We start from the raw sequence: 25217 nt of genomic DNA on the forward strand, positions 1-25217 counted from the left end.
AGGGGCGCAGCGATGCGCCCCTTTTCTTTTGTGCTCACCACCCCCGCATACCAAAATCCCCGTCGCCCCCGCGAAGGCGGGAGCCCCGCTTTTTTTGGCAACGTGGGCGTAAGGAGACAGGAAGCGGGATCCCCGCCTTCGCGGGGATGACGGGGTGGTTTGGGTTGGCATACTTGGTGGAATACCCGAGCGTTAAGCCCTTTCGCCGGTCACCTTGGCCGAGCCGAACATGCCCATCTTGCACTTGCCGGTGATGGTGTCGCCGCCGATCTCCAGATCGTACTTCAGCGTGATCTTCATCGGCTTCTCGACCTTGAGATCGAAGCGCAGCCGGTTGCCCTCCACCGTGCCTCCGGCGAAATCCTGCCGCCCCTCCGGCGCGGAGAGATAGCCACTGAGCGCCGTGCCCTCGACATCGAAGTGCGCCACCATCGCCTGCGGACCCATCGGCGTCTTCAAGATCATGTTCCAGTCGCCCTCCGGCCCAGCCGAAGACTGCGCAGGTGCTTCCGCCACCGGCTCCGACACTACCGCGACAGGCTCCGCAACCATCGCCTCAACCTTCACCGGCTCCGGCGCGTGGACACCGGAAACGTCGCGCTGCTCGATCACGTCGAGAATGCGCGCCGGCGTCAGCGGCAGCACGACATCGCCCAGTTCGCCGAAGGGCGTGAGCGCGTCGGCAATGGCGTTCACCAAAGTCGGCGGCCCGATGATCGCCCCGCCCTCCCCCACGCCGCGCATGCCGCCGATGGACTTGGACGGCGTGTTGGCATGAACGAATTCGAACGTCGGCACGTCGCTGATCGACGGCAGCATGTAGTCCTTGAACGTCGCCGCCTGCGGATTGCCGCGCCCGTCGTAAGGCATCTCTTCCAGCAGAACCATGCCGATGGCCTGCGCCAGACCGCCGGAAATCTGCCCTTCGACCACGGCAGGATTGATCACTGTCCCGCAGTCCTCCGAGGAGATCCAGCGCAGGATCTTCACAAAGCCGGTCTCCGCATCCACTTCCACCACGGCCAGATGCGTGGCGCTGGTGAAGGTCATCGGCGGCGGCTGATAGCGGAACTGCATTTCCAGCCCGCTTTCGAAGCCGGGGGGCAGACGGTCCGGCTCGCCATAGGCAATCGCGGCGATCTCCGCGAGCGGGCGGGCCATTTCCGGCGCACCTTCCACGCGCACCGTGCCCTCATCGATCACCACGCTTTCGATGCTGGCGTTGAGCAAGTGGGCGGCCAGCGTGCGGACCTTGTCCGCCAGCATTTCCGAACAGCGGATCGCCGCGCCCCCGGCAATCACGCCCTGCCGGCTGCCCGCCGCGCCGGGACTGAAGCCGCCGCGCGCGGAATCGCCCTCGAACACGGTCACGTCCTCGTAGCGGACGCCCAGGCGGTCGGCGATGCACTGGGCCATCGTCGTTGCCGTGCCGTGGCCCTGCGAATGGGTGGAGAGCGTGGCGGTGACTTTTCCGGTCGGCTCGATCCGCACTTGCGCGAGTTCGCCGGTCATCGGCGCCATCGATCCGGCCGAGCCGGTCGGCTCGACATAGGACGCGATCCCCACGCCGAGATAGCGCCCCTCCGCCCGCGCTGCCACCTGTTCGCGCCGGAACGCCGCCATGTCGAAATGATCCAGGAGCTTTTCGAGGCATTCGCCGGGCGTGATGTCGTCCAGCGGAATGCCCATCGAGGTGACCATGGGCTGGTCCTTCAGATAGACCAGATTGCGCCGCCGGATCTCGATCGGATCGATGCCGAGTTGCCGCGCGGCCCGGTCCAGCATGGTCTCGCGCACCAGCGATTCCATCGCCCAGGGCCCACGATAGGCGGCAAGGCCGTTGGTATTGGTGTACCACCCGCGCGAAACGAAGGCATAGGCGGGCACGCGATAGGCCGCCCAGACGAACATGTGCACGGCGATATTGCTGTCCGCCCCTTGCGGGAACGCGCCGTTGTTGCAGTCATAGATCCCGTGCGATCCGGTCAGCCGCCCTTGCGCGTCGAACCCGGCCTGCAAGGTCATTTCCGCCTCGCGCGCCTGATTGGAAGCGGTCAACGCCTCGTATCGGTCCTCGATCCACTTGAGCGGCTTGCCCATGAGCAGCGCGGCGACGATCACCGCGCTCTCTTCCTTCCACGGATGGTTCTTGAGGCCGAAAGAACCGCCCACGTCCTTGGCGATCACCCGGATCGCGGTATCCGGCAAGCCGAGTGCAAGGCTGACCCAGCGCGCGACCAGATGCGGGCTCTGGCACGTGATCCAGAGCGTCAGTTCCTCCGGCCCGTCGCGCGAGGCCAGCACTCCGCGCGTTTCCATCGGCGATTGCGAGATGCGCTGGTGGACGATCCGGTGGCTGAGGCGCAGCGCCGACCCGGCGAGCTTGTCCTCCAGTTCGTCCTCGATCTCCTCGTCACCGATTTCGGCCGCGACATTGCTGTCCATGCCGGGATGGATCGGTGCCGCCACCTTGGCCTGCGCGATGGTGACGACCGGATCGAGTTCCTCGTACTCGATCTCCACCAACGAGGCGGCGTCTTCCGCCTGTGCGCGGGTTTCGGCGGCGACCAGCACCACCGGCTCACCCGCGTAGGACACATAACCGTCCGCCAGCGGCGTGATCGGGACTTCCGCCTCGGTAAAGAAGAACGAGAGCAGCTTGATCGGCCGCGCGGCAAGGTCCGCCATGGTCAGCACGGCATGGACGCCGGGCATCTCACGCGCGACTGCAGTGTCTATCGAGACGATCCGCCCACGCGCGATCGGACTGCGCGCGAAAGCGACGTGCAACATCCCCGGCAGCGTCACGTCATCGACGAACTGGCCGCGCCCGGTCAGCAGGCGCGGGTCTTCCTTTCGGGGAACGCGCTTGCCGATCCAGCGGGTGGCGCCGAGGTTGGAATTGGGGGCGTTCATTCAACCGCTCCCGCGCCGACAGTGCCCTCGGCCAGCGCCTTGGCGGCGCGGCGGATGCCCTGATAGCCGGTGCAACGGCAGATGTGGCCGCTCATCGCGGAAACCAGCGAGTCCTCGCTCGCTTTCGCTTCCCCGCCGGTGAGCGCGGCGAAAGTCATCAGCACGCCGGGGGTGCAGAACCCGCATTGCAACCCGTGCGCCTCCCGCATGGCCTGCTGGACGGGGTGGAAAGTGCCGTCCGGCGCGGCGAGGCCTTCCACCGTCGTCACGGTGCTGCCATCGGCCTGAACCGCCAGCATCAGGCAGGATCGCACCGCGCGCCCGTCCACCATCACTGTGCAGGCACCGCAGACGCCATGCTCACAGCCGAGGTGGACGCCGGTGCACCCCGCATCGAGCCGAAGGTAATCGGCAAGGCTGGTGCGCGCCTCCACCACCGCGTCGCGGCGCTGGCCGTTGAGCGTCAATGCTATGGCGTGCTCGCTCATGCCGCCTCCCTCAGTTGCAGTGCTTCGCGCAAGGTCCGCGCGAAAATGCGGCGGCCGACCGTGCGGCGATATTCGGCGCTGGCGTGGTGATCGTCGAACGGCGCGGTGTCCGCCACGGCGAGTTCGGCCATGGCACGCGGATCGAGCGCGGAGAGCGAGGCGCCGGTCAGCGCCGCCTCCACCTGCCGCATCCGCACTGGCGTCGGGCCCATGCCGAACCATGCGAGACCCACACGGGTCAACGTATCGGCCTCGACCACCGCCGCGCCAACCATGCCGACCAGCGCGAAGTCGCCGGGCCGCTGCGCCACTTCGCGGAACAGCACAACGTGCCCGTCCGGCCAGTCGGGATAGATGATCCCGGTCAGCAGTTCGTCCGGCTCCAGCGCGGTCATGTAGGGGCCGATGTAGAAGTCGGCGGCATCGACAACGCGGGTGCCGCGAGTCGAGGTAATCTCCAGCCGGGCCCCCAGTGCCACCGCCGTAGCGGGCATTTCCGCCGCCGGTTCGCCCAGTGCCACGGAGCCGCCCACAGTGCCGCGATTGCGCGTCTGGTGATGGCCGACATGACCCAGTGCCGTGACCAGCGCGGGCAGATGCGCCGCCAGCACCGGATCGGCCAAGGCATCGGCCTGCCGCGTCATCGGGCCGACGCGCGTGCCGCCCTCCGCGCGGGTGACGCCCTGCAAGGCCGCGATCCGGCCGATGTCGAGAAGAATGAAGGGCTGGCTCATCCGCAAGTTGAGCAGCGGCATCAGCGTCTGCCCACCCGCGATCACGGTGGCTCCCCCGCCCGCTTCGGAGAGGATGCGGCAGGCCTCCTCTATGCTGGAGGGGCGCTCATAGTCGAAAGGCGCGGGCTTCATCGCCGCGCTCCGCCGCGGCCCGCCTCAAAGGCGGCGGCCGCAGTGACGATCAGCAGGACCAGCACCACCAGCATTTCCACCTGCATGTGCGCCGAGCCAAGCAGGAAACCGGCCAAAACGGCCATGACCAGCGCCGCCGTCCAGCCCCAGATCCCGCCCGCCGCCGTCGTCGCCATCACCGTGGATGGCGCCAAAACGACGGCACCTGCCGCAGGTCCCCCGACCGCTGCGGCAGGTGCCGTCACCCCGGGTTCGGCGGGTGCGTTGCCCCCCGCAACGACCTCCCCGAACTTCGCGAAGAACTTGCCAGCAAGATTCTTCGCCGTGGCATCGATGATCGGGCCGCCGAGCTGCGCCATGCGCCCGCCCACTTCGGCATCGACCTCGTAAGCGACCAGCGTTCCCCCGTCCGCCGTGTCGCTCAGCCTTACTTTCGCTCCCCCCTTCGCCGTGCCGGCAACGCCCCCGTTGCCCGACCCGGTGATCGTGTAACCGTTCGGCGCGTCCAGATCGGACAGTTCCACCGCACCCTTGAACCGCGCGCCGATGGGGCCGATCTTCACTTCCGCCGCTGCCACGAAACGGTTCTCCCCGTCCCGTTCCAGCGACTGACAGCCCGGAATGCTCCGGGCGAGAATCGCCGGATCGTTCAGCGCCTCCCACACCTTCCGGCGCGGCGCCGCGACCCGCTGCTCGCCCGTCATCTGCATCCCGCGCTCTCCCCGTCCGCTTGTTCGCCGTCTTATCCGGTGGCGGATTGAACGCGATCCGGTTGTCTTTCGCAAGACTTATGAGCGGTACTGTATCTTATTCCCCCCGGCGATGAAAGGTCCGGGCGCTGGCGGCGATGCTGCGCTGCGATTACCACTCTGCCCGCAAAGCCCCGCAAAGGAGGCAGGAGGAGAGCCATGAGCGCAACCGTCATCATCACCGGAGCCGCCGGCGGCATGGGCATCCCCAGCGCTCGGCGCTTCGCCGCGCAGGGCCGCCCGCTGCTGCTGTGCGACGTCAATGCCGACAAGCTTGAGGCCTTCGCCGAGGAACTGCGCAGCGAGGGCGCCCGAGTGACCACGCTAGCCGGAGACATTTCCGCCGCATCCTTCCCGCAGGATCTTGTCGCCGTGCTGGGCGATGCACCGCTTCACGCGCTGGTGCACACCGCCGGGCTCTCGCCCACCATGGCGGACCCGCTGCGGATCCTCGAGGTCAACTATTTCGCCACCGAGCGCCTTGTCGCCGCGCTGCTGCCGCGCTTCGAAAAGGGCGGCTGCGCGGTGCTCATCTCGTCGATGTCGGGCTATCTGCTCAGCGATCCGGCCATGGTGGACGCGGTGCGCGACCTGCTCGCCGGCAAGGGCAGCGAGGGCATCGAGCGCTTCGCCGTCAATCCGGGCATGGGCTACACGCTGTCCAAGCGCGCGGTGATCGGTCTTGTCGGCCGCGAGGCTGCGGCGTTCGGCGCGCGCGGCCTGCGCATCGTCTCGATCGCACCGGGCTTCATCGACACGCCGATGAGCCAGGCCGAAGCCGAATCCAGCGAACAGATGCGGCAGATGATTACCATGACTCCGGCAGGTCGGCTTGGTCTGGGCGACGAGATTGCCTCGGTGGCGGAGTTCCTGTGTTCGCCGGGGGCTTCTTATATCAGCGGGTGCGATATCAAGGTGGATGGCGGGATTCTGGGGCGGTTGGGGATTTAAACTACGAGGGGCGGAGCCGCCCTTTCGCCCATAGCTCTCGTCGCCCCCGCGAAGGCGGGGGCCTCGCTGCCTTTTGCCACGCCGCGAGGAAGGAAAGCGGAATCCCCGCCTTCGCGGGGATGACGTAGTTTTTGCGGGTAGAGTTAAACCTGAACCCGCATTCTACCGCCTCTCACGCCTTCATGTCGCTCTCGCATTCCACCACCGTCGCAATCCGGAACGAGGTGCGGTCGAACAGGTTCGCCTCATCCGCCACGATTTCCTCGGGCATCAGGCTGGTGGTCATGTAGCGCAGGGTGCCGCGAAAGGTCGCCTCATCCTCGAACCAGAGTTCGGTGATGACATCGGGCCCATCGGTAAAGGCGCCCGTCTCGGGATGGACCTGTGGTTCGAGATAGCGGCGCACATAGCGCGAGAGGCCCTGCGAATAGCGCTCGGCCAGCGGGGCGTGGCGGGTTTCGTAGTAATCGCGGAACTGCTCCGGCGTCAGGTCGGGCCTGCGCTTCATGAACAACAGGATCTTGAACACTGTGCCAGCCATGCCTTCTCTCCCGGATAGGAGAGCGGCGTAACATCCGGCCCCGGCATGGCCCAACCGCCGGAGCGATAGCGCCTATTCGTCGCGCGAGTCGATGTACTTGGCCTCAAGGAAGCGCCCGCGCGTGGCCAGCGCATCAAGGTCGTTGCGCGAAAGGTCCAGGCTCATCGCCTCGATCTGCCCGGCGATCACGCCCAGCCCCTCGACCAGTTGCTCTGACGGCGTCGTGCCGCCCGCATGCGGCTTGTTGCGCAGTTCCGCCGGGATCCGCGTGTAGCTGTCCACCAGCGAAGGCAGGTGCTCGGACAGCAGCTTGCGCACTTCGTAAGCGGCGGGGCCCTTCTCTTCCAGCGCGGCGAGCTGCGGGGCGATCTGTTCGAGACGCACGCCGATCATGTCCACCGCGTCCACCGCCGCATTGGGCAATGCCCGGCGGCGGTTTTCCAGCCAGATCTCGGTCGACCCTGCCAGTTCCGGCAGGGTCGCGTTACCGAGATCGCCGACGTTGAGGCGCGGGCTCGACGGGTAGATCGACAGGAAACAGAACACCGCGAAAGCCAGCAGCGTGGTCAGCACCGTGGTGGTGAAGGAAAGTCCGCCGAGGATCAGCCCGGTGGTCAGCGCAACGATGAAGATGACCGCCACCGCCAGGAACGCTCGGCGCAATCGGCGCCAGCGGAACGCCCAGCGCTCCTTGCGCGCGTTGTAGAGCCGCGCTGCCCGCTGGCGGCGGGCGGCGCGGATGATGTCCTGATTCACGGCATTGCGAGACGTTTGCGGCATGAGACTAGTCTAGCAGGCTCAATCGAGCGCCTCCAGCAGCGCCTTCGCGGTCTTGCTGTCTCCCAGCGCGGCGGCGCCTTCGGCCTGCCCCTGTGCGCGGGCGATATAGGCTTTGGACTTGGTGACTTCGCCTTCCAGCGACTGCACCGTCTGCTTCATCGAATCGAGCGCCTGCATCTTGAAGGTGTCGATCGAATCCATCGTGTCGTAGATGTTCTGGAACGCGCGGCTGAGCGTTTCCAGCGGGATCGTCGAGTTCGCCGCCTGCTCGTGAATGCGCGCGGTGTTGTCCTTCAGCATCTGGCCGGTGCCGTCGATGATCTTTGCCGTGGTGGTGTTGAGCGCGGTAATCTGGTCCAGCACCAGCCTCTGGTTGGCCATCGCCTGCGCCACCGTAACCGCCGTGCGCAGCGCGCCGACCGTAGTGGTAGAGGCGCGATCGACGCCCTTGATCAGTTCGACATTGTTCTTCTTGACCAGATCGAGCGCGAGGTAGCCCTGCACCGATACGGCCATCTGCGTCAGCAGGTCCTGCGTGCGCTGGCGCACGTAGAACAGCGCGGATTCGCGCACGGCCTTGGCCTTGGCGGGATCGGTATGGTCGAGGTCGTTGGCCTTCTGCTCCAGCGTCTCGTCCAGCGCCTTCGACATGAAGATCATCTGTTCGAGCTTGCCCATGGCTGCCCAGAGGTTCTGGCGCTCCACATCGATGGCGGCATTGTCCATTAGCAGCTCGTCCTTGCCGCCCTGAAGACGGGCGAGGATCGCGCCGATATGGCCCTGCGCGCTCTGGTAGCTGTCGAAGTAGTTGCGCAGCTTGTTGCCCATCGGGATGATCCCGAAGATCTTGCGGCGCGAGAGCAGGTCGCCCTTGGTCGAGGGGTCAAGGTCTTCCACCGTGCGGCGCAGTTCGGCAAGGTCGGCGCCGACGCCCGCATCCTTGTCCATCGCGCGCACCGGGCGGTCGAGGAAGCGGTTGGACTGGCCCGAAGCCTCGGCGATTTCCTTGCGGCCCATATTGGTGATCTGGTCGACCCGGCGGCCGAAATCGGGCGAATTCACGTCCTGCGAGACGAGATCGTCGACGAATTCATCGACGCGCGTCTGCAACTTCGAGCGCTGCTCGTCTCCCACGGGCACGAGACCGGCCGCCCGCTCGGGCTGGACCACCGGCACCGGATCGGGAGGGGTCAGCTTGAGCTCGCCCGCGGTCGCCTGATCGGTCGTCGTCGCCATGGAAGAAAATCCCCGTCCTTCAAGAATTGCAGTCGTCTCTCGCGAATCTAGGTTCGACCGAAAAAACTACAAGCAAAACAGGAAGCCCCCCATTTACGGTTCGACGAGCGGCGTGCCCCCTTCGTCGGAAGGCTGGGTATCGGTGACGACCAGCATGGCATCGTCCCGCGCCACGACGCAGAGCCAGAGCCCCGCCGCGTGGGCCCGGCGCACCGCAAGATCGGTGGGGGCGGAGATCGTCACGAGCAGCGGAATACTTGCACGGACCGTCTTCTCGACCAGTTCGTAGGAACAGCGCGAGGTCATGACGACGAAGCCCTGCGCCGGATCGATGCCGCCGCGAACCAACGCACCGATCAGCTTGTCGAGCGCGTTGTGGCGGCCGACATCCTCGCGGATCGCCAGCAACATGCCCTCCTCGTTGCAGAACGCGGCGGCATGGGTGGCGCGGGTTTCGCGGCCCAATCGCTGCGCCGCATCCAGCGCGTCGAGCCCGCGCCGGATCGCCTCCGGGCTGGCCGCGCTTTGGCGCGAGAGGGTTGGCAGGGGGCGCAAGGCAGCCTCCACACCTTCGATGCCGCAGATCCCGCAGGAACTGTCGCCCGTGCGCCTGCGCGCGCGATCGATTATCAGCGAGAGGCGTTCCGGCGGCAGGTTTACACGGGCAACGTAGCCCGTGCCCCATTCGCCGTTCTCGACCGGATGGACAGCCACGTCGCCAATCTCACCCGCCGCCGCCAGTCCTTCGGCGAGCAGGAAGCCGGTGACGAAATCCTCGATCTCGATGGGGGTGGCCATCATCACGGCATAAGCGATGCCGTTGGTCTCGATGGCGATGGGCGCCTCGACCGGGACGGCGAAGCGCTCGGCCTCTTCCGTCCCGGTGCGATAGCTGTTGCGGCTGAGCCGGATCGTTTGTGCGCCATTCATAATGGCGAACTTAGCCCGACCGGCTCACGAGGTCACGCAATCACACGTAGTCCTCGGTGTCGATGGTGGGCTTGATCATGTCCGGGTAGCGATGACCGGCAATGGTCTGCTGATTCATCAGTTCGCCCGCCTTCTCCAGAATGCCCGCGTCGATTTCCAGCGCGGCGGCCGCGTGATTGTCGTCGAAGTGGGCGATGGAGCGGGTGCCGGGAATCGCATGGAGATGGTCGCCGCGCGACAGCACCCAGGCCAGCGCCAGCTGAGCCGGGGTGACGCGGATCGACGAGGCAAGCGCGTCGAACTCCTCGATCAGCGCAAGGTTGTGCGCCCAGTTCTCGCCGATGAAGCGCGGGAAACTGCGGCGCAGGTCCTTCTCGGTGAGCGTGTTCACATCGGTCAGCTCACCGCCCAGCGCCCCACGCGCGACGGGCGAGAAGGCGACGAGCGCGATCCCCAGTTCACGCGTGGCATCGAGCACGCCCAGTTCGACATTGCGTGTCCAGAGCGAATATTCGGTCTGCACCGCCGCCACCGGATGCACTGCGTGCGCCTCACGGATATGCGCGGTGGACCATTCGGACACGCCATAGGCGCCAATCTTGCCCGCCTCCATCGCGCGCACCATGGCGCCCACCGAGTCGGCAATCGGCACCTTCGGATCGAAACGGTGCATGTAGAACAGATCGATGTGATCGGTGCCGAGCCGCTTCAGGCTGGCGTCGAGCGAGGCGGTGATGCTCTCCGGCGCGCAGTCGATGCCGCGGCGGGCACCGTCGATCAGGATGCCGGTCTTGGAGGCCAGCAGGAACTCGCGGCGCCGGTCCATGATCGCTTCGCTCAAGATCTCTTCGCTGAGACCCATGCCGTAGATGTTGGCGGTATCGAAGTGATCGCAGCCTGCGTCGAGGGCGTGGCGGAACAGTGCGACCGCCTCCTCGCGAGACGGCGGATTGCCGTAGGCCCAGGCCACATTCATGCAGCCGAGACCGACGGAGTGGACCGGACGGCCCGCGAGGAGGCGTTTCGTCATCAGGACCAGCCGTCCTGTGCTTCGAGGCTCGCGGCCAGCTCGCCGATCACGCGGTAGCAATCGAGCACCTTGCCGACCGACGAGTTGGGCTCACGCCCTTCGCGGATGGCGGCGACGAATTCGCGGTCCTGCAGCTCGATGCCGTTGTTCGACACCGTGACGCCGGTGAGGTCGATCGGCTCTTCACGGCCGTTCACCAGATCGTCGTAACGCGCGATGTAGGTCTCGCTGTCGCCGATGTAGCGGAAGAAAGTGCCGAGCGGGCCGTTGTTGTTGAACGAGAGCGAGAGCGTGCAGATCGCGCCTGTCTCAGCCTTCAGCTGGATCGACATGTCCATGGCGATGCCCAGTTCCGGATGCTTCGGGCCCTGCAGCACGTTGGCGGCGACGATCTTGCCCGACTGATAGGCGAAGAGGTCGATCGTGTGCGCGGCGTGGTGCCACAGCAGGTGGTCCGTCCACGAGCGCGGCTGGCCCTTGGCGTTCATGTTCTTGCGGCGGAAGAAGTAGGTCTGCACGTCCATCTGCTGGACGTTGAACTCACCCGCAGTGATCTTGTTGTGCACGTACTGGTGCGAAGGATTGAAGCGGCGGGTGTGGCCGACCATGCAGACCAAACCCGTTTCCTTCTGCTTCGCGACAACCGCCTCGGCATCGGCCCAGGTGTCCGACAGCGGGATCTCGACCTGAACGTGCTTGCCCGCGTTCATGCAGGCGATGGCCTGTTCGGCATGCATCTGCGTGGGGGTGCAGAGGATCACGGCATCGACATCGGGCATGGCCAACACTTCGGCCAGATCGGTGCCGGAATGCGGCGCGCCGTACTTGGCGGCGACTTCGGCAGCCTGTTCGGCCGAGCGGCTGATGACCGAGGCGATCTCTACGCCGTCGATGTTCTTGAGGCCGTCGAGGTGCTTTTCACCGAAAGCGCCGGCGCCGACGAGGGCAATACGCATGGGAATCTCCTTGGAAACTCTATCAAGGGAAGGAGCATGCCGGCGTCAAGCACCGGCACGCGGAATCGATCAGCCGATCAGGGTTTGGGCTTCGGCATTGTTGCCTTCGATCGTCGTCGAGGGCGGCACGTCGCCGTTCACCGGCTCCAGCACGATATGGCCGACCGCCGTGTTGCTGGCGGGCACATGGTAGAAGCGATAAAGTTCCCGCGTTTCCTTGCCCAGCGCGCCGCGCATGATCAGCCACATGACCATCTCGATGCCTTCGCTGCCGGTTTCGCGCAGGTATTCGATATGCGGAATGCACCGCAGTTCCTGCGTATCGCCCGAAAGCTTGTCGAGGAACATGTTGTCCCACTCGCGGTTGATCAGGCCGGCGCGGGGGCCCTGAAGCTGGTGGCTCATGCCACCGGTGCCCCAGATCTGCACGTTGAGGTCTTCATCGAAGCTTTCGACGGCGCGCGCGATGGCCTCGCCCAGCGCCCAGCAGCGATTGCCCGACGGCGGCGGATAGGTCACCACGTTGACGGCGAGCGGGATCACCTTCACCGGCCACTTGGCAGGCTTGCCCAGCACCATCGACAGCGGAACGGTAAGGCCGTGGTCGACATCCATCTCGTTGATGATGGTCATGTCGAACTCGTCGAGGATCAGGCTCTGGGCGATGTGCCAGGCAAGGTCCGGATGGCCTTCCACGTCAGGCACTTCGCGCGGGCCCCAGCCCTCGTCCGCCGGCTTGTAGCTTTCGCCGCAGCCGATCGCGAACGTGGGGATGATCTTCATGTCGAAGGCCGATGCATGGTCGTTGTAGACCAGGATCACGACGTCCGGCAGGTTCTCCGCTTCCCACTTCTGGGTGGGCGCGAAGCCTTCTTGGATCGGCTTCCAATAGGGGTCTTCCCACTTGTCGAAGTCGGACGCGACGCCGAGCGCCGGGATGTGGCTGCAGGCGATGCCGTGCGTAATGCGGGCCATCTTAGCGGTGCTCCTTGATGGAGCGCTGGCCCTCGGGCGAGCGTCCCCCGGCGATCATCATCGCCTGATAATCCTCGACCGACATGCCGGTCATCGTCGAGACGGCCTGAAGGAAGCTCAGGCCATCGGTCGAGAAGACCTTGGCGAGGAAGTAGATGTTGCCGCCCAGATCGAGCAGGCGGTTGTAGTCGCGGGCGAGAACGGCCAGCTTCTGGTCCTCGGTCATCGGCCATTCGTCGAGATAGGCACGCTCGTCCGCCTTCCAGCGCTCGCGGTTTTCCGCCTTCATCAGGCTCATCGCGAACTGGTTCAGGTGATAGCCCTGACGCGCGCGCTTCGCCGTGTAGACGCGCGTGCCCGGAATATCGTCGAACTCACCGAGATAGGCATGGATGTCGATCGGACCGCCAGCGTTCGGGCAAGGATTCTTATCCGTCGGATTCTTGGCGTTCACAGGCCTCGTTCCTTCAGCTTGGCGTCAAGGCGCGGGAAGACCTTGCGCACATTGCCTTCGAAGATCGCGTGGCGCTCCTCATCGGAAATGTCGAGCGCGTCGACATAGCGCTTGGTGTCGTCGAAGTAGAAGCCGGTCTGCGGGTCGATCCCGCGCACCGCGCCGACCATTTCGGAGCCGAACAGGATGTTCTTGTTGTCGATCACGTCGGCCAGCAGGTTGATGCCCGGCTGGTGGTAGACGCAAGTGTCGAAGAACACGTTGTTCATGATGTATTCGTCAAGCGAAGGCTTCTTCAGCATGTCCGCCAGACCGCGATAGCGGCCCCAGTGGTACGGCACCGCGCCGCCGCCATGCGGGATGACGAAGCGCAGCTTGGGGAACTTCGCGAAGAGATCGCCCTGCATCAGCTGCATGAAGGCCACGGTGTCCGCCGCGATGTAGAAGCCGCCGGTGGCATGCATCGCCGGGTTGCACGAACCCGAGACGTGGATCATCGCCGGAACGTCCAGCTCGCACATCGCCTCGTAGATCGGGAACCAGTATTCGTCCGTCAGCGGCGGATGCTCGAAGTGGCCGCCGCCCGGATCAGGGTTGAGGTTGCAGCCGATGAAGCCCAGTTCCTCAACGCAGCGGCGCAGTTCCTTCACCGAGGCGGAAAGGTCCGCCTTGGGGCTCTGGGGCAGCATGCACACGCCCACGAAGGTCTCGGGGAACATGTTCACCACGCGGGCGATAAGATTGTTGCAGTGGACCGCCCATGCCTCGGACACCGCCTGATCGCCGACGTGGTGCGCCATGGCACTGGCGCGCGGGCTGAACACGGTAAGATCGGCGCCGCGCTCCTTGATGAGGCGAAGCTGGTTGTCCTCGATGGTCTGGCGGATCTCGGCGTCCGAGATTTCCGGGTAGGGCGGCGCGGCTTCGCCGGCCTTGAACGCGGCGATCTGGGCTTCGCGCCAGGCGTCATGCGCCTTGGGCAGGACGGTATAATGTCCGTGACAGTCGATGATGAGCGACATGCTCAGTTCTCTCCCTTGAGTACGCCCGCCGCGACTGCTGCCGCAAGCTTGGCTTCGAATCCTTCGGGCGGCGGCACAATGCCCAGCGCGCCCAGCGCCTGCTGCCAGGCGACGGTGTTTTCGGTCATGAGCGGCGGAATGCCCAGCGAACGCAGCATTTCCGCGGCCTCGTCCATTTCGGCGGCGCGGCGGCGGCCGTGGACCAGCATACGGTCGAGATTGTAGTCCGCGCGTTCCGCCCAGGGAATGGTCTTCTCGCTGGCATCGAGCGAAGACAGCACCTCGTCCGCCACGCCTTCGGCATGGGCGGCCATCATCATCTCGGCGGTCAGCGCCTCAAGGCCCTTGACCATGACCGAGCGCACCAGCTTGATCGCCGAGGCCCGGCCGACCGCATCGCCGACGACGCGCACATTGGTGAAGCCTACCGCCGTCAGCGCGCCTTGCGCTTCTGCGGCATCGGGGCCGGAAACCAGCAGAGGAACCTTCATCCGCGCGGGGTTCACCGGGGCGAGCACGGCCACATCGACATAGCGCCCCTTGCCGGTAGCGATGGCCTTGGAAGCGGCTCGCTTGGTGCCGGGGGCTACTGAATTCATGTCGCAGAACAACGCGCCCTCGCTCAGCAAAGGCGCGACGGCTTCCGCCACCAGCGGCGCAGCATCTGCGGTAACGAGCGAAAGCACCAGCGAGGCGCCCGCAAGCGCTTCGGCCGCGCTGTCGCAAGCGGTGATGCCGAGTTCGGCCATGGCGTCCCGGCGTTCGGGAAGAATGTCGAAGGCACGAGCCTGCCCGGCCCAGTCTCCAGCTCCCGCAAACGTCGATCCGGCCTCTCCGAACCCGATAAGGGCAATGGACCTGTTCATTGGGGCACCCTGCGCTCACCGCAGGGAATCCACCAATCGAAACCGACTTCCGGCTATAACACCAGCGTAATCGAACCGATCACGCGTCGGATGATCTCCCTCACCCGATCGCCAGCGGCGCCTCTTCCTCTTCGGCATCGTCGTGCATGTCGGGTGCCACCGGATCGACGATGGTGGGCGCCGGTACGGTGAAGAAGCCGCCTGCTTCCGCCCGCGCGCCGAGGCTCGCGCGCGAGGTCAGGCTGATCAGCCAGGGCGAGGCAAGCAGGCCCAGCGTCAGCGGCGAAAGCCACAGCGCCGTCACCGGATTGATGAACGCCGTCGCCGCGAAGGTGAGGCCCAGCGCGATGTGTTCCTTGAGGTCGGGCAGCACCTCGCGCACGCCGATGCGGCGGGCGTCGCGTTCCTGCGTGTTCCAGTGGGCCGGAATGCCGAGCGCCAGCCCGCACAGAGCCTTCACCTGCATTACCATCGTTACCGGCGCCAGCAGGATCGCCAGCGGGACTTCCAGCGCCACCGAGCGCAGGATGCCGCTCCAGCCGCCGAAGCGCTGGCGGCGGCCGGGATTGGCGGCAACCCACAGCGTTCCCATTGCCTTGGGGCCGAACAGCAGCAGCACGGTCAGCCACAGCACGCTTGGCGGAGTGCCTCCGGCAAGGGTCTGTCCGCCCTGCACCATCGCCGCCTGCGCGATCGCGGTGATCAGCAGCAGCAACCAGCCGGGCGAGGTGAGATAGGCCGAGGCACCGATCAGCAAATGCAGGCGGCTCGCCCAGTGCAGGCCCGAGGCGTCAAGCAGGCGCAGATGCTGGAGATTGCCCTGCATCCAGCGCCGGTCGCGGATCGCGTGATCGACGATGGTGGGCGGGAATTCCTCGTAGCTGCCGTCGATCATGACCATGTGCACGGCCCAGCCCCGGCGGCGCAGCAGCGCGGATTCGAACATGTCGTGGCTGAGGATGTGGCCGCCGAACGGCGGCTTGCCCGGCAGTTCGGGAAGGCCGCAGGATTCGGCGAAAGCGCGCGTGCGCACGATGGCGTTGTGGCCCCAGAAATTCGCCTCCGCGCCCGACCACCAGAGCAATCCGGCAGAGGCAATCGGCCCATAGGCCTCGCTGGCAAAGCGCATCCAGCGCTGGAACAGCGTCTGCGCGCCGACGATCATCGGCACGGTCTGAAGCAGGCCGATCGACGGGCGCTCTTCCATGATCGCGACCATGCCGATGATGGCATCGCCGCTCATCAGCGAATCCGCGTCAAGGATCAGCATGTTTTCATAGGCCCCGCCGAAGCGCTGTACCCATTCGGCGACATTGCCCGGTTTGCGCGCGAGGTTCTTCTCGCGGCGGCGGTAGTAGACGGCGATGGGCGCCTCTGCGGCGACTTCGCGCCAGGCCGCTTCCTCGCGCTTTCCGTGGAAGGCATTGGAATCGCTGAGCACGAAGAAATCGATCCACTCGGCGCCGCCCGACGCCGCAATCGAGTTCGCCATCGCGCGCACTCGGCCGAAAGTCGCCTCCACGCTCTCGTTGTAGACCGGCATCAGCACGGCGGTGCGGTGGCGCAGCGACGAGGCCGGGCTCGGGACGGCGGTGAAGCCGGGATGCTTGCCGGTGATGAGCTGGAGGAAGCCGATGGCCGATGTCACGAAGCCGAACGAGATCCACGTGAACAGCGGCACGAAGAACAGCAGCAGCACGATCTCGACCGCGTCGAGCCCATCGCGCGAGAAGGCAAAGCGCACTTCGCTGGACGCGGCGAGCGCGATCACGGCGGTCACCACCAGCAGCAGCAGGCGCTTCACCTGCATGCCGTGCGGGCTGGTCCGCACGGCGATGGAGCCCGGCGCGATGCCGTAAAGGTCCTGCACCGGCATCGCCAGCGGGGCCTCCGCCGGAAGCGGAGGGAGTGCGCGGTTTATGCCCGCCTTCATGCCTGAACGCCTTGAATAACTGTTTCGCTAAGCGCCTGTCCGGCGCGCGCAAGATAGACCTGTAGTTCCGGCGACGGCATCGCCGAAGGCCGAACGTCCAGCGTAACCCGCCAGCGCGTTTCCTCGCCCACTACCGGATAGGCGGCGGATGCGATCACCGCGCTGGCCGGAAGGCCGGTCACGGCCTGAACACCGCTGTCGCGGGTCAGCCCCTTAAGCGCCGGGCCTTCGAAATCGAACACGAACTTGCGCCCGTCCTTGGCAACCGGCGCGTCGCCCGGCTTGCCCGCCGCGCCCTGCCAGCTATCCACGCAGCGCGCGGTGGCGGTCGCAGTCGGATCCTGCGATGTCCAGTTGAGCCGATAGGCCAGATCGCGCCGCTGCCCCGCCTTCGCCGGTTCGTCGGAGAGCCAGAAAGCGGCGACATTGTCGGTCGTTTCGGTATCGGTGGTCATCTGGTAGAGCATGACCGAGCCCTTGCCCCAATCGCCCTGCGGCTCGATCCACAGCGAGGGCCGCCGGTCGTAGAACGCGCCGTCGTCCTGATAGTGGTCGAAACGCTGGTCGCGCTGGAGCAGGCCGAAACCCTTGAGGTGATCCGCGCGCATCGCATTGGTGCGGGTGAGGCGCGGATTGCTGAGCGGCACCCAGACCCTTTCGCCATTGCCGGAAAGAACGGCAAGACCGTCGGAATCGTGGATTTCCGGGCGCCAGTCGCCACGTTTGGAGGGGTCCGACTGGTCGTACCAGAACATGCTGGTGATCGGCGCGAGGCCCAGCCGCTCGACATCGCGGCGCAGGAACAGGCTGGCGCGCACGTCCTGCGTGACGCCCTGCTGGCCGTGCGTGCAGTCAAAGGCATAGGCGCCGGTGACGCTCGGCCCGTCGAGCGCGGCATGGATGCGCACGCGGTTCGGCCCGAGGTTCTCGATCCAGAACTCGGTGAAGGCGGGGAATTCCTCAGCCTTGGGCATGGCGGTATCGATCGCGACGCCGCGTGCGGAGAGGCCGTACTGATCGCGTGAGCCCGAGGCGCGGAAGTAGGACGCGCCCAGAAAGGCCAACCAGTCCGAGTGCTGGTCAGCGGTCATGACGCGGAAACCGGCGGGATCGGCGCGCGTGGCGCCCACGAAGAAGCCGCGCGTGTCGACAAGCTGGCGCGAAGTGCCGTTTTCCACGAGGTGGATCGTCACTGCCTGCGGGGCGACACCCCGGCTGGTCGGGAACAGCCGAACATCGCCTGCCAGTGCCTGCGCATTGCCATATGTCAGCTTCACCGCCGTATCGAAATCGGTAACGGCATGGGCCGAAGGCGCGGGCGCGGCCCAGGGACGCGCGGCGGCGGCCTGCGCAGTGCTGACAAGGTTGTCCCACGAAAACGGCTGCGCGGGCCCGAAATTGCCTTGCCCGGCCGTGGCGACAGCCGCCTGCGCGAGACGCGGAACCGCCAGCAGCCCGGCCATCGAGGCGAGCATGGCTGCGAAATCGCGCCGGGCCAGCGTTGTCAGTGCGACGAGGCCGGTTGCGGCCTTGGGAGCCGTTTTTCGGCCCGCATCCCTCATGTTGCCTTGGGTCATAGGTTTCATACGCACAGACGAACGCAAAGTTTCGTTGCGGTGCGTCGTAAGGGTCCTTCTACCAGCCGAATCCGGGTCAGGCGAATTCCACTAAAGCGGCGCACTGACAGCTTCGAGACGGCATTATTCAATCGCAAATGAATAGATCGTGACCGACACAAGTTGATCGCGTTCGATGATTCGCCCAGCCGTGTACTATCGCTTCTTGCGCTAATGCTTTTCGGGCGGATTGCGCCATCCCACGATCACTTCGGCGCCGGGCTTGAGGTCGTTGGCGAAGACTTCGGTACGCTTGCCGTCGCCCGCTCCGGCCGACACATAGACGCGGCGCGGCTCCCCGTCGCCCGAGACGAGATAGATGCGCGGCTGGTTGCGACCAGTCGAGTTGCCATCCACATGGGCGCCGCCGGTGCTCCCGGGCTCGAAAGTCAGCGCCGCATCGGGCACCAGCAGCACGTTTTTCCGTTCGGGCAGAGCCACTTCCACGGTCGCTGCCATGCCGGGGCGGATCGCTTCGGTCGGCTTTTCCAGCGTGAACACCGCGCGGCGCGATCCCGGTGCATCGGCGCTGTCGGCCAGCACCCGTGCCAGCGTCGCCTGCTGCACGTCATCGGGCATGGCATCGATCCGCACTTGCGCCACCGTGCCGGCATCCAGGCCGGCACTGCCGGCGCGGGCGAGCGGGATCTCGATCTCCAGCGTCTCGTCGCTTGCCGCCAGCGTGAACAGCTTCATGCCCACCCGCACGCGCTGGCCGGTGCGGATATTGCGCTCCACCACATAGCCCGCGAAAGGCGCCCGTACGACGGCGGCGGCCAACGTCTCGCTATCAGCCTTGAGGCTGTTGCGGGCCGCCGAAACCCGCGCTTCGGCGGCGGAAACTTCGCGCGCGGCTCGCTCGGCGGCGGTCCGGGCGGCTTCCAGTTCGTTGATCGCGGGCACGCGGTGGCCGGAGCGGCGCCAGACATCTTCGAAGCGCGCCAGCTTGGACGTCGCCTCGTCGCGCGCGCCGCGCGCGGCTTCAAGATCGGCCTCGGCAGCGGCCACCAGCGCGCGATCGGCCGCGAGCGTGCTGCGCAGCGGCTCGGCATCGATGGTGGCCAGGATCTGCCCCTTTTCCACTTTGCCGCCGGCCGGAACGCCCTCTGCCGTCACGGTGCCGTCGAGCGCGGCGGCCAGTGCGACCTCGCCGCTGCCGTGCACAGTGCCGCGTTCGGAGAGGAGCGGCGTGATGCTCCCCTGTTCGACCAGCGCGGTGTAGAAGGGCGAATCGGTGCCGCCCAGAAAGCGCACGACCAGCAACACAAGCGCCACCACCGCCGCCGCCAGCAGGGCGATGCGCAGCAGGTGCGTGCGGCCGCGACGAGTGCCCCCGCCCAGAAAGTGGTCGAGCGAAACCTCTTCGGGCTCAGTCACAACCGGCGCCTCCCGGCGGCGGGGTCAGGTCGGTGGCCGACCACCCGTCGCCGCGCTGGAGATGCAGGCGGATCATTGCCGAGGCCCGCTCGGCGCGAATGCCAAGGCGCGCTTCCTCGACCGACAGCGCGGAGGCTTCGGCCACATAGAGCGTCGCGAAATCGCCCATCCCGGCGCGATAAGCGCTGCGCGCATCCTGCACCGCACGGCGCGCGCGCTCACTGCTCTGCGCCAGCGCGGCCTCGCGGGTGTCGAGCGTGACGAGCGACTGGCGTGTCGCCGCGATCTCGGCCCGGGCAGCGAGTTCCGCCTTGTCCATCTCCGCGAGACCGTCGCGCAGCAGCGGCGGCGTGCCGGGATCGCCGCGATGGGCCTCGGCGGCGTCGATATCGGCCTGGCTCATCTTCTCGCGCTCGATACTGGCCAGCAGCCGATAGCGCCGCGCCTGCAAGTCGGCGCGGTGGAGCGGCCCCTCATCGGCGACGCCCGGAGGATCGCGGCCAAGATCGGGTACATCGCCAGCCTCACCCAGCGCGGCGAGCAGCGCCGCATCCTCCATGCCGGTCATCCGCGCCAGATTCGCCCGCGCCGCATCGAAACGGGCGCGCGTCGCGGAAAGATCGGCATCGGCAACGCCGGCCATGCTGCTGCCGATACCGCCGTCGATCCCGGTGACGAGCCCGGCCTGTCGGCGGAATTCGGCAATCGCCGCATTATCCCGGAACTGGTCGAGCCGCTCGGTGCGCAGGACCAGCACTTTCTGGAGCCGCCGCACCTCAACATAAGCCAGCGCCACTGCCGCCGCGCGTTCGGCGCGGGCCTGCGCATAGGCATAGGCATCGGCGCGGCGCGTGGCATCGCGCACAAGGTCCTGCTCCCCGCCAACCAGCTTGCGCACCTTTCCGGTAAGCCGCCGGGCCGCCGCCGCATCCTCCTCGTTCTGCGCGTCAAGACGGGCAGCGCGGCAGGCAAGGTCGGTATCGGCGGCGATTCCGCGCGCGATCAGGTCTGCCAGCAGCGGATCGCTCGCCGTCTTCCACCAATCGCCATCGGTTGGCGCCTCCACCGTGGGCTCGGGCGCTTTCGGCACTTGGGCGGCGGGGCCAGACTGCCCGGCGCATCCCGAAAGTCCACCCGCCGCGAGCGCACAGGCGATCGCCATGACCATCGGCGCTCCGGCGCGGTTCCATGCTCCAAATATTCGCACGCGGGCAGCGATAGCAGCAAAGCGCCGCGAGGCAATCACGCTGCGCATGCGAAGGCCCCAAGTTCTTGCAGCCGGGGACAAAAACGGACCGCCGGGCCGGACATGGGAGAGGCCCTCGGCCGCCAAATTGCCGCTGGCCATGTTTTGATCCATTGCGTATCATATCCTCGAAATTGGTCGGTCGCACCAGAGCCGAACGCATGGGGAGAAGCAGGGTTGTCGGAAGGAGCACGGCCATGAACGCCGAACCCGCAAAATGTCCGTATGGGCATGGTCAGAAATTGGGACGCGACGACCGCAAGAGCGCCCGTCTCGCCGAGGCGAACATCACGCCGCAGCCCGGATCGCGCGTTGTCGGCGACTTTGCCATCGGCCGCGAGGTCCTGCGGTCGGCCAAGGTCCGGCAAGCCGGCGCCCATGCCGACGATACCGATCTTTCGCGGCCGGACGAGGTCTCGTTCTTCTTTCTCGACGGCGATCTCCACCGCAAGCGCCGCGCCGCCGTGGCCGGGCTGTTCGCGCCCAAGACCATCGTCACCCGCCACCACGCGGTCATGCACCGGACGATGGATGAACTCGTCGCGCGGCTGCAGGAAGGCAAGCCGCTGCCGCTGGACGAACTGAGCTTCCAGATGGCGGTGGATGTTACCGCCGAGATCGTCGGCCTGACGAACAGCGACAGCAACCGCAACCTCGCCAGACGCATCAAGTCCGTGCTCGACAGTTCGCTGGACCGAAAGCCGGGCCGCATCGGCAACATGATCTTCGCCGCGAAGATGCTGCTGCGCGTCGGCCGGTTCTATCGCAAGGACCTGGTCCCCGCGATCGCCGCGCGCCGCAAGGAACCGCGCGACGACGTGATCTCGTTCATGGTCGGCGAGAATTACTCGCGCAAGGGCATGATCATGGAGTGCCTGAGCTACGGCGGCGCCGGAATGATGACCACGCGCGAATTCATCGTCATGGCCGCGTGGCACCTGTTCGACAATCTGGACTTGCGCACCCGCTACCTGACCGGCGGCGAGGCCGACCAGTCCGCCATTCTGGAAGAGATCCTGCGGCTGGAACCCGTCGCCTCGATGCTCCACCGCCGCGCGGTGGAACCGCAGCCCGGCGTGATGGAGGAAGGCGAAGTGCTCTGCGTCTCGATCCGCGAGGCCAATGTGGACGAGGCGATCACCGGCCCCTGCCCCTTCGAACTCGACCCCGACCGGGCCAAGCGGATGAAAGTGGCCGGACCCTACATGAGCTTCGGCGACGGCCCCCACCGCTGCCCCGGCGCACAAGTGGCGCTGCACGAGACGCGCATCTTCCTCGACCGCATGCTGCGCCTGCCCGGCATCCGCCTCGTTTCCGAGCCGAAGATCATCTGGAACAGCATGATCCAGGGCTACGAACTGCGCGGGGCGCTTGTCGCCTGCGATCCGGCCTGACCCTCATGGTACGCGTGACCTTTATCGACGCGGGCGGAATCGTGCGCGAAATCGAGGCGAGCGAGGGGATCTCGCTGATGGAAAACGCTGTCGCCGGCGGGATCGACGCCATCGAGGCGGTGTGCGGGGGGAACTGCTATTGCGGCACCTGTCGGGTGCACCTGACGCCCGAATGGTATGAGCGGCTCGGCGGGCCAGGCGAATACGAAGGCCCCGTGATCGAGACTTCGGGCGATGAGCATCCGAGGGTACGGCTTTCGTGCCAGCTTACGGTGACGCAGGCGCTTGAGGGACTGGTGGTGGAGACGCCTGAAGCGCAGAGCTGAACGTCGGGGGCTTCATTGCGCCCCTCAGAGGGCTAAATTACTCAAAGATCCTTCGTCAATTCGAGCGTAGCGAAGCAATCCAGAGCGGCGCAAAACTGCCCTGGATTGCTTCGCTACGCTCGCAATGACGAAGGTGAGGGTAAGGATGAGGGAATAGCCTACAGGCCACGTCCGTACCGCATCCCCCTTCCCGTCGCCCCCGCGCAGGCGGGGATCCCGCTTCCTTCGCGCTACCTCGCCAAGAAAAGCGGGGCCCCCGCCTGCGCGGGGGCGACGAGTGTTATGGGTGACCATCAGGTCTCAACATCAGCGATCAAAGACCGCCCAGTTTAAACCGGCAACCCCACATAATTCTCGGCAATCACCCGCCGCGCATGTTCGCTCGACGCAATGTAGTCCAGCTCCGCCAGCTGCATGCGGCGCTCGAACGGACCGTCCTCGGGGAAACGGTGCATCAGCTTGGTCAGCGACCAGCTGAACCGCTCCGAAGCCCAAACCCGGCGCAGCGCCTTGGCCGAATAGCCGACCACGGCGTCATTATCGGCCTTCCGGAAGAACCCGGTCAGCGCCTCGCAGGCATAATAGACGTCGCTGGCGGCAAGGTTCAGGCCCTTGGCGCCGGTCGGCGGCACGATGTGCGCGGCATCGCCGCAGAGCAGCAGGCTGCCGTGGCGCATCGGCTCGAACACGAAGGAGCGCAGCGGCGCGATCGACTTCTCGATGGAGGGCCCGCGCGTGATATGCGCGGCGGCATCGGGGCCGAGGCGGATCGCCAGTTCGTTCCAGATGCGCTCGTCGCTCCAGTCTTCCAGCTTCTCGGTCAGCGGAACGTCGATGTAATAGCGGCTGCGCGTGTGGCTGCGCTGCGAGGCAAGCGCGAAGCCGCGTTCGTGGTGCGCGTAAATCAGTTCGTGATTGCACGGCGGCACATCGGCCAAAATGCCGAGCCAGCCGAACGGATAGACGCGCTCGAACGTCTGGCCGACACTGGCCGGGATCGCCTGACGCGACGGGCCATGAAAGCCGTCGCAACCGACGATGAAGCGCGCGTCGATGCGCTGTTCGGCGCCGTCTTTCGAATAGGTCAGGTAAGGCGCATCGCTCTCGATGTCGTGGAGCGCCACCTCACCCGCCTGATAGATCACTTCAAGGCCGCGCTGCTCGGTCGCTTCCATCAGGTCGCGCGTCAGCTCGGTCTGGCCATAGACCATGACCTGTTTGCCGGTCAGTGCTTTGATGTCGATGCGGATCAGGCGTTCGCCGTCGGCAAGGTTGAAGCCGTCATGCGGCAGGCCTTCCGCCTTCATCCGCGCATCGAGGCCCAGCCGCTCCATCAGCGCGACGGTGCCCTGTTCGAGCACGCCGGCACGGATGCGCGAGAGCACATATTCGCCCGTCTGGCGCTCGACCACGACACAGTCGATGCCTTCGGCGCGCAGCAGGTGACCCAGCAACAGGCCAGCCGGCCCGGCGCCGACAATGGCGACTTGAGTTCGCATTCTCCATCTCCCGATCGTGCGGCCCGCCCTTCGGACGGCCGCATTGCGTGTTCACGGGATTGACACCGCGCGGCGCTTGCCGGAATGCACCAGACGGCCATTGTTCCGGTACTTTCAGGACACGCCCGAGTCTGACCATGCCCACCCCCCTGCCCACGCCCCGCCCCATTCCCAGCTATGTCCTCTACGGCGAGGAAATCGCCGAAAGCCTCGCGGAATTCGGACATATCGAGACGATTGCGGCACGAAGCTCCTTGCACGACTGGGAAATTGCGCCGCACCGCCATGTCCGCGGCGTGCAGGTCATGCTGGTATCGAAGGGACAGGTAACACTCACCATCGACGACAAGACCGAGACTCTGGAGGCGCCCTGCCACATCGTCGTGCCGGCCGGCAGCATCCACGGTTTCCGTTTCCGTCCAGAGACCTTGGGTTATGTGCTCATGCTCAGCAGCGCCTTTGCCGAGCGGCGCAGCGGGTTGGGCGATCCGCTGCTCCACGCCTCCACCCACGGCCGCTTCGCGCCGACGCCAGTGGACATACTGCCGCGCGTCGAATTCCTCTGCGCGGAGATGCTCGCCATCCCGCAGGACTGGCGGCGGCCGAATGCCCTCTTCCTGTCGATGGCGGAAGCGTTGATGCGCTCGCTGCTGCCCGAGGAAGAGGCGGCGGACGATGGCGGCGGCGACCAGCGCATTTCGCACTTGCGCCATCTGGTGGAACTGCACTTTCGCGACCAGTTGCCGCTGGGCTGGTATGCCGAGCGGCTGGGCATGACCACGCGCACGCTGACCCGCCTGACCCGCGCGAAGCTGGACTGCACGCCGCAGGACCTGCTTCACGCCCGCCTTGCGCTGGAAGCCCAGCGGCTGCTGTGCTTCGCCAATGCCAGCGTGGTGCAGGTTTCCAATGAGCTGGGCTTCTCCGACCCGTCCTATTTCTCGCGCTTCTACCTGCGGATGACCGGGCACCGCCCGCATCTCGACAAATCGACGCATCCCCATCTGCCCGAAGCATGATTTATTCGGCGCCCGCAACGCGTTAAGATGATCGTTTGGAGAGCGAT

23 protein-coding genes are annotated in these 25217 nt (G+C 66.1%); 4 read left to right on the top strand and 19 right to left on the bottom strand.

Features of this window, described 5'->3' with window-relative positions; genetic code table 11:
* Nucleotides 1-192: 192 nt before the first annotated feature.
* From AC1VVK_RS06020 to AC1VVK_RS06035, 4 genes are read right to left on the bottom strand one after another with little or no spacing between them, the layout of a single operon-like run.
* Nucleotides 193-2916: a xanthine dehydrogenase family protein molybdopterin-binding subunit gene (locus AC1VVK_RS06020; protein ID WP_482904755.1), complete on the bottom strand. Its 2724-nt coding sequence runs from the start codon at nucleotides 2914-2916 to the stop codon at nucleotides 193-195.
* The gene (locus tag AC1VVK_RS06025; RefSeq protein WP_482904756.1) at nucleotides 2913-3404 is read right to left on the bottom strand and encodes a (2Fe-2S)-binding protein; all 492 of its coding nucleotides are present in this window, start codon (nucleotides 3402-3404) and stop codon (nucleotides 2913-2915) included. Before AC1VVK_RS06025 ends, AC1VVK_RS06020 begins: the two co-directional genes overlap by 4 nt.
* Nucleotides 3401-4270, bottom strand: a complete 870-nt coding sequence (locus tag AC1VVK_RS06030; protein WP_482904757.1) for an FAD binding domain-containing protein — start codon at nucleotides 4268-4270, stop codon at nucleotides 3401-3403. The genes AC1VVK_RS06025 and AC1VVK_RS06030 overlap by 4 nt, the downstream gene beginning before the upstream one ends.
* Nucleotides 4267-4980, bottom strand: coding sequence for an SRPBCC family protein (locus tag AC1VVK_RS06035; protein WP_482904758.1), 714 nt, complete (start codon nucleotides 4978-4980; stop codon nucleotides 4267-4269). Before AC1VVK_RS06035 ends, AC1VVK_RS06030 begins: the two co-directional genes overlap by 4 nt.
* Before the next feature lie 198 nt (nucleotides 4981-5178).
* Between AC1VVK_RS06035 and AC1VVK_RS06040 the strand changes: the two genes are divergently transcribed.
* Entirely contained in the window at nucleotides 5179-5970 is a 792-nt protein-coding gene (locus AC1VVK_RS06040) for an SDR family oxidoreductase (RefSeq protein WP_482904759.1), read from the top strand.
* Between the two features lie 172 nt (nucleotides 5971-6142).
* On the opposite strand, the gene AC1VVK_RS06045 is transcribed toward AC1VVK_RS06040, so the two are convergent.
* The 14 genes from AC1VVK_RS06045 to AC1VVK_RS06110 all read right to left on the bottom strand — a co-directional run bounded on the left by AC1VVK_RS06045 (nucleotide 6143) and on the right by AC1VVK_RS06110 (nucleotide 20941).
* Nucleotides 6143-6511, bottom strand: coding sequence for an EthD domain-containing protein (locus AC1VVK_RS06045; RefSeq protein ID WP_482904760.1), 369 nt, complete (start codon nucleotides 6509-6511; stop codon nucleotides 6143-6145).
* 72 nt (nucleotides 6512-6583) lie between these two features.
* Nucleotides 6584-7291: a hypothetical protein gene (locus AC1VVK_RS06050; protein WP_482904761.1), complete on the bottom strand. Its 708-nt coding sequence runs from the start codon at nucleotides 7289-7291 to the stop codon at nucleotides 6584-6586.
* Between the two features lie 18 nt (nucleotides 7292-7309).
* Nucleotides 7310-8527, bottom strand: a complete 1218-nt coding sequence (locus AC1VVK_RS06055) for a toxic anion resistance protein (protein WP_132386971.1) — start codon at nucleotides 8525-8527, stop codon at nucleotides 7310-7312.
* A 93-nt stretch (nucleotides 8528-8620) separates the two neighbouring features.
* Complete coding sequence (fdhD, locus tag AC1VVK_RS06060) at nucleotides 8621-9457, bottom strand: formate dehydrogenase accessory sulfurtransferase FdhD (RefSeq protein ID WP_482904762.1); 837 nt, start codon at nucleotides 9455-9457, stop codon at nucleotides 8621-8623.
* 40 nt (nucleotides 9458-9497) lie between these two features.
* On the bottom strand, nucleotides 9498-10487 hold the full coding sequence (locus AC1VVK_RS06065) for an aldo/keto reductase (protein WP_482904763.1): 990 nt from the start codon (nucleotides 10485-10487) through the stop codon (nucleotides 9498-9500).
* Complete coding sequence (locus tag AC1VVK_RS06070) at nucleotides 10487-11443, bottom strand: Gfo/Idh/MocA family oxidoreductase (protein WP_482904764.1); 957 nt, start codon at nucleotides 11441-11443, stop codon at nucleotides 10487-10489. The genes AC1VVK_RS06065 and AC1VVK_RS06070 overlap by 1 nt, the downstream gene beginning before the upstream one ends.
* A gap of 69 nt (nucleotides 11444-11512) precedes the next feature.
* A complete protein-coding gene (locus tag AC1VVK_RS06075) occupies nucleotides 11513-12418 on the bottom strand; it encodes a class III extradiol dioxygenase subunit beta (protein WP_482904765.1) in 906 nt (301 codons plus the stop codon).
* Nucleotide 12419: 1 nt separating this feature from the next.
* Nucleotides 12420-12872, bottom strand: a complete 453-nt coding sequence (ligA, locus tag AC1VVK_RS06080) for a protocatechuate 4,5-dioxygenase subunit alpha (RefSeq protein WP_482904766.1) — start codon at nucleotides 12870-12872, stop codon at nucleotides 12420-12422.
* Nucleotides 12869-13894 (bottom strand): amidohydrolase family protein, encoded by a 1026-nt coding sequence (locus tag AC1VVK_RS06085; protein ID WP_482904767.1) that lies wholly within the window; start codon nucleotides 13892-13894, stop codon nucleotides 12869-12871. The genes ligA and AC1VVK_RS06085 overlap by 4 nt, the downstream gene beginning before the upstream one ends.
* A 2-nt stretch (nucleotides 13895-13896) precedes the next feature.
* Nucleotides 13897-14760, bottom strand: coding sequence for an NAD(P)-dependent oxidoreductase (locus AC1VVK_RS06090; protein WP_482904768.1), 864 nt, complete (start codon nucleotides 14758-14760; stop codon nucleotides 13897-13899).
* A 100-nt stretch (nucleotides 14761-14860) separates the two neighbouring features.
* Entirely contained in the window at nucleotides 14861-16693 is a 1833-nt protein-coding gene (gene mdoH / locus AC1VVK_RS06095) for a glucans biosynthesis glucosyltransferase MdoH (protein ID WP_482904769.1), read from the bottom strand.
* Nucleotides 16690-18270 (bottom strand): OpgD/OpgG family glucan biosynthesis protein, encoded by a 1581-nt coding sequence (locus tag AC1VVK_RS06100; protein WP_482904770.1) that lies wholly within the window; start codon nucleotides 18268-18270, stop codon nucleotides 16690-16692. Before AC1VVK_RS06100 ends, mdoH begins: the two co-directional genes overlap by 4 nt.
* 210 nt (nucleotides 18271-18480) lie before the next feature.
* Nucleotides 18481-19686, bottom strand: a complete 1206-nt coding sequence (locus tag AC1VVK_RS06105) for an efflux RND transporter periplasmic adaptor subunit (protein ID WP_482904771.1) — start codon at nucleotides 19684-19686, stop codon at nucleotides 18481-18483.
* Complete coding sequence (locus tag AC1VVK_RS06110) at nucleotides 19679-20941, bottom strand: TolC family protein (protein ID WP_132386989.1); 1263 nt, start codon at nucleotides 20939-20941, stop codon at nucleotides 19679-19681. The genes AC1VVK_RS06105 and AC1VVK_RS06110 overlap by 8 nt, the downstream gene beginning before the upstream one ends.
* Nucleotides 20942-21129: 188 nt before the next feature.
* On the opposite strand from AC1VVK_RS06110, the gene AC1VVK_RS06115 reads away from it, so the two are divergent.
* Nucleotides 21130-22326, top strand: a complete 1197-nt coding sequence (locus AC1VVK_RS06115) for a cytochrome P450 (protein WP_482904772.1) — start codon at nucleotides 21130-21132, stop codon at nucleotides 22324-22326.
* A 5-nt stretch (nucleotides 22327-22331) separates the two neighbouring features.
* On the top strand, nucleotides 22332-22652 hold the full coding sequence (locus tag AC1VVK_RS06120) for a 2Fe-2S iron-sulfur cluster-binding protein (RefSeq protein ID WP_482904773.1): 321 nt from the start codon (nucleotides 22332-22334) through the stop codon (nucleotides 22650-22652).
* 329 nt (nucleotides 22653-22981) lie between these two features.
* Here AC1VVK_RS06120 and pobA read toward each other — a convergent pair whose 3' ends face one another.
* Nucleotides 22982-24151 carry a 4-hydroxybenzoate 3-monooxygenase gene (pobA, locus tag AC1VVK_RS06125; protein ID WP_482904774.1) on the bottom strand — a complete coding sequence of 390 codons (1170 nt, stop codon included), beginning with the start codon at nucleotides 24149-24151 and terminating at the stop codon, nucleotides 22982-22984.
* A 137-nt stretch (nucleotides 24152-24288) separates the two neighbouring features.
* Between pobA and AC1VVK_RS06130 the strand changes: the two genes are divergently transcribed.
* Nucleotides 24289-25170 carry a helix-turn-helix domain-containing protein gene (locus tag AC1VVK_RS06130; RefSeq protein ID WP_482904775.1) on the top strand — a complete coding sequence of 294 codons (882 nt, stop codon included), beginning with the start codon at nucleotides 24289-24291 and terminating at the stop codon, nucleotides 25168-25170.
* The last annotated feature ends 47 nt before the right edge of the window (nucleotides 25171-25217 follow it).

It is taken from the genome of Novosphingobium sp. BL-S-32 (genome assembly GCF_056857055.1).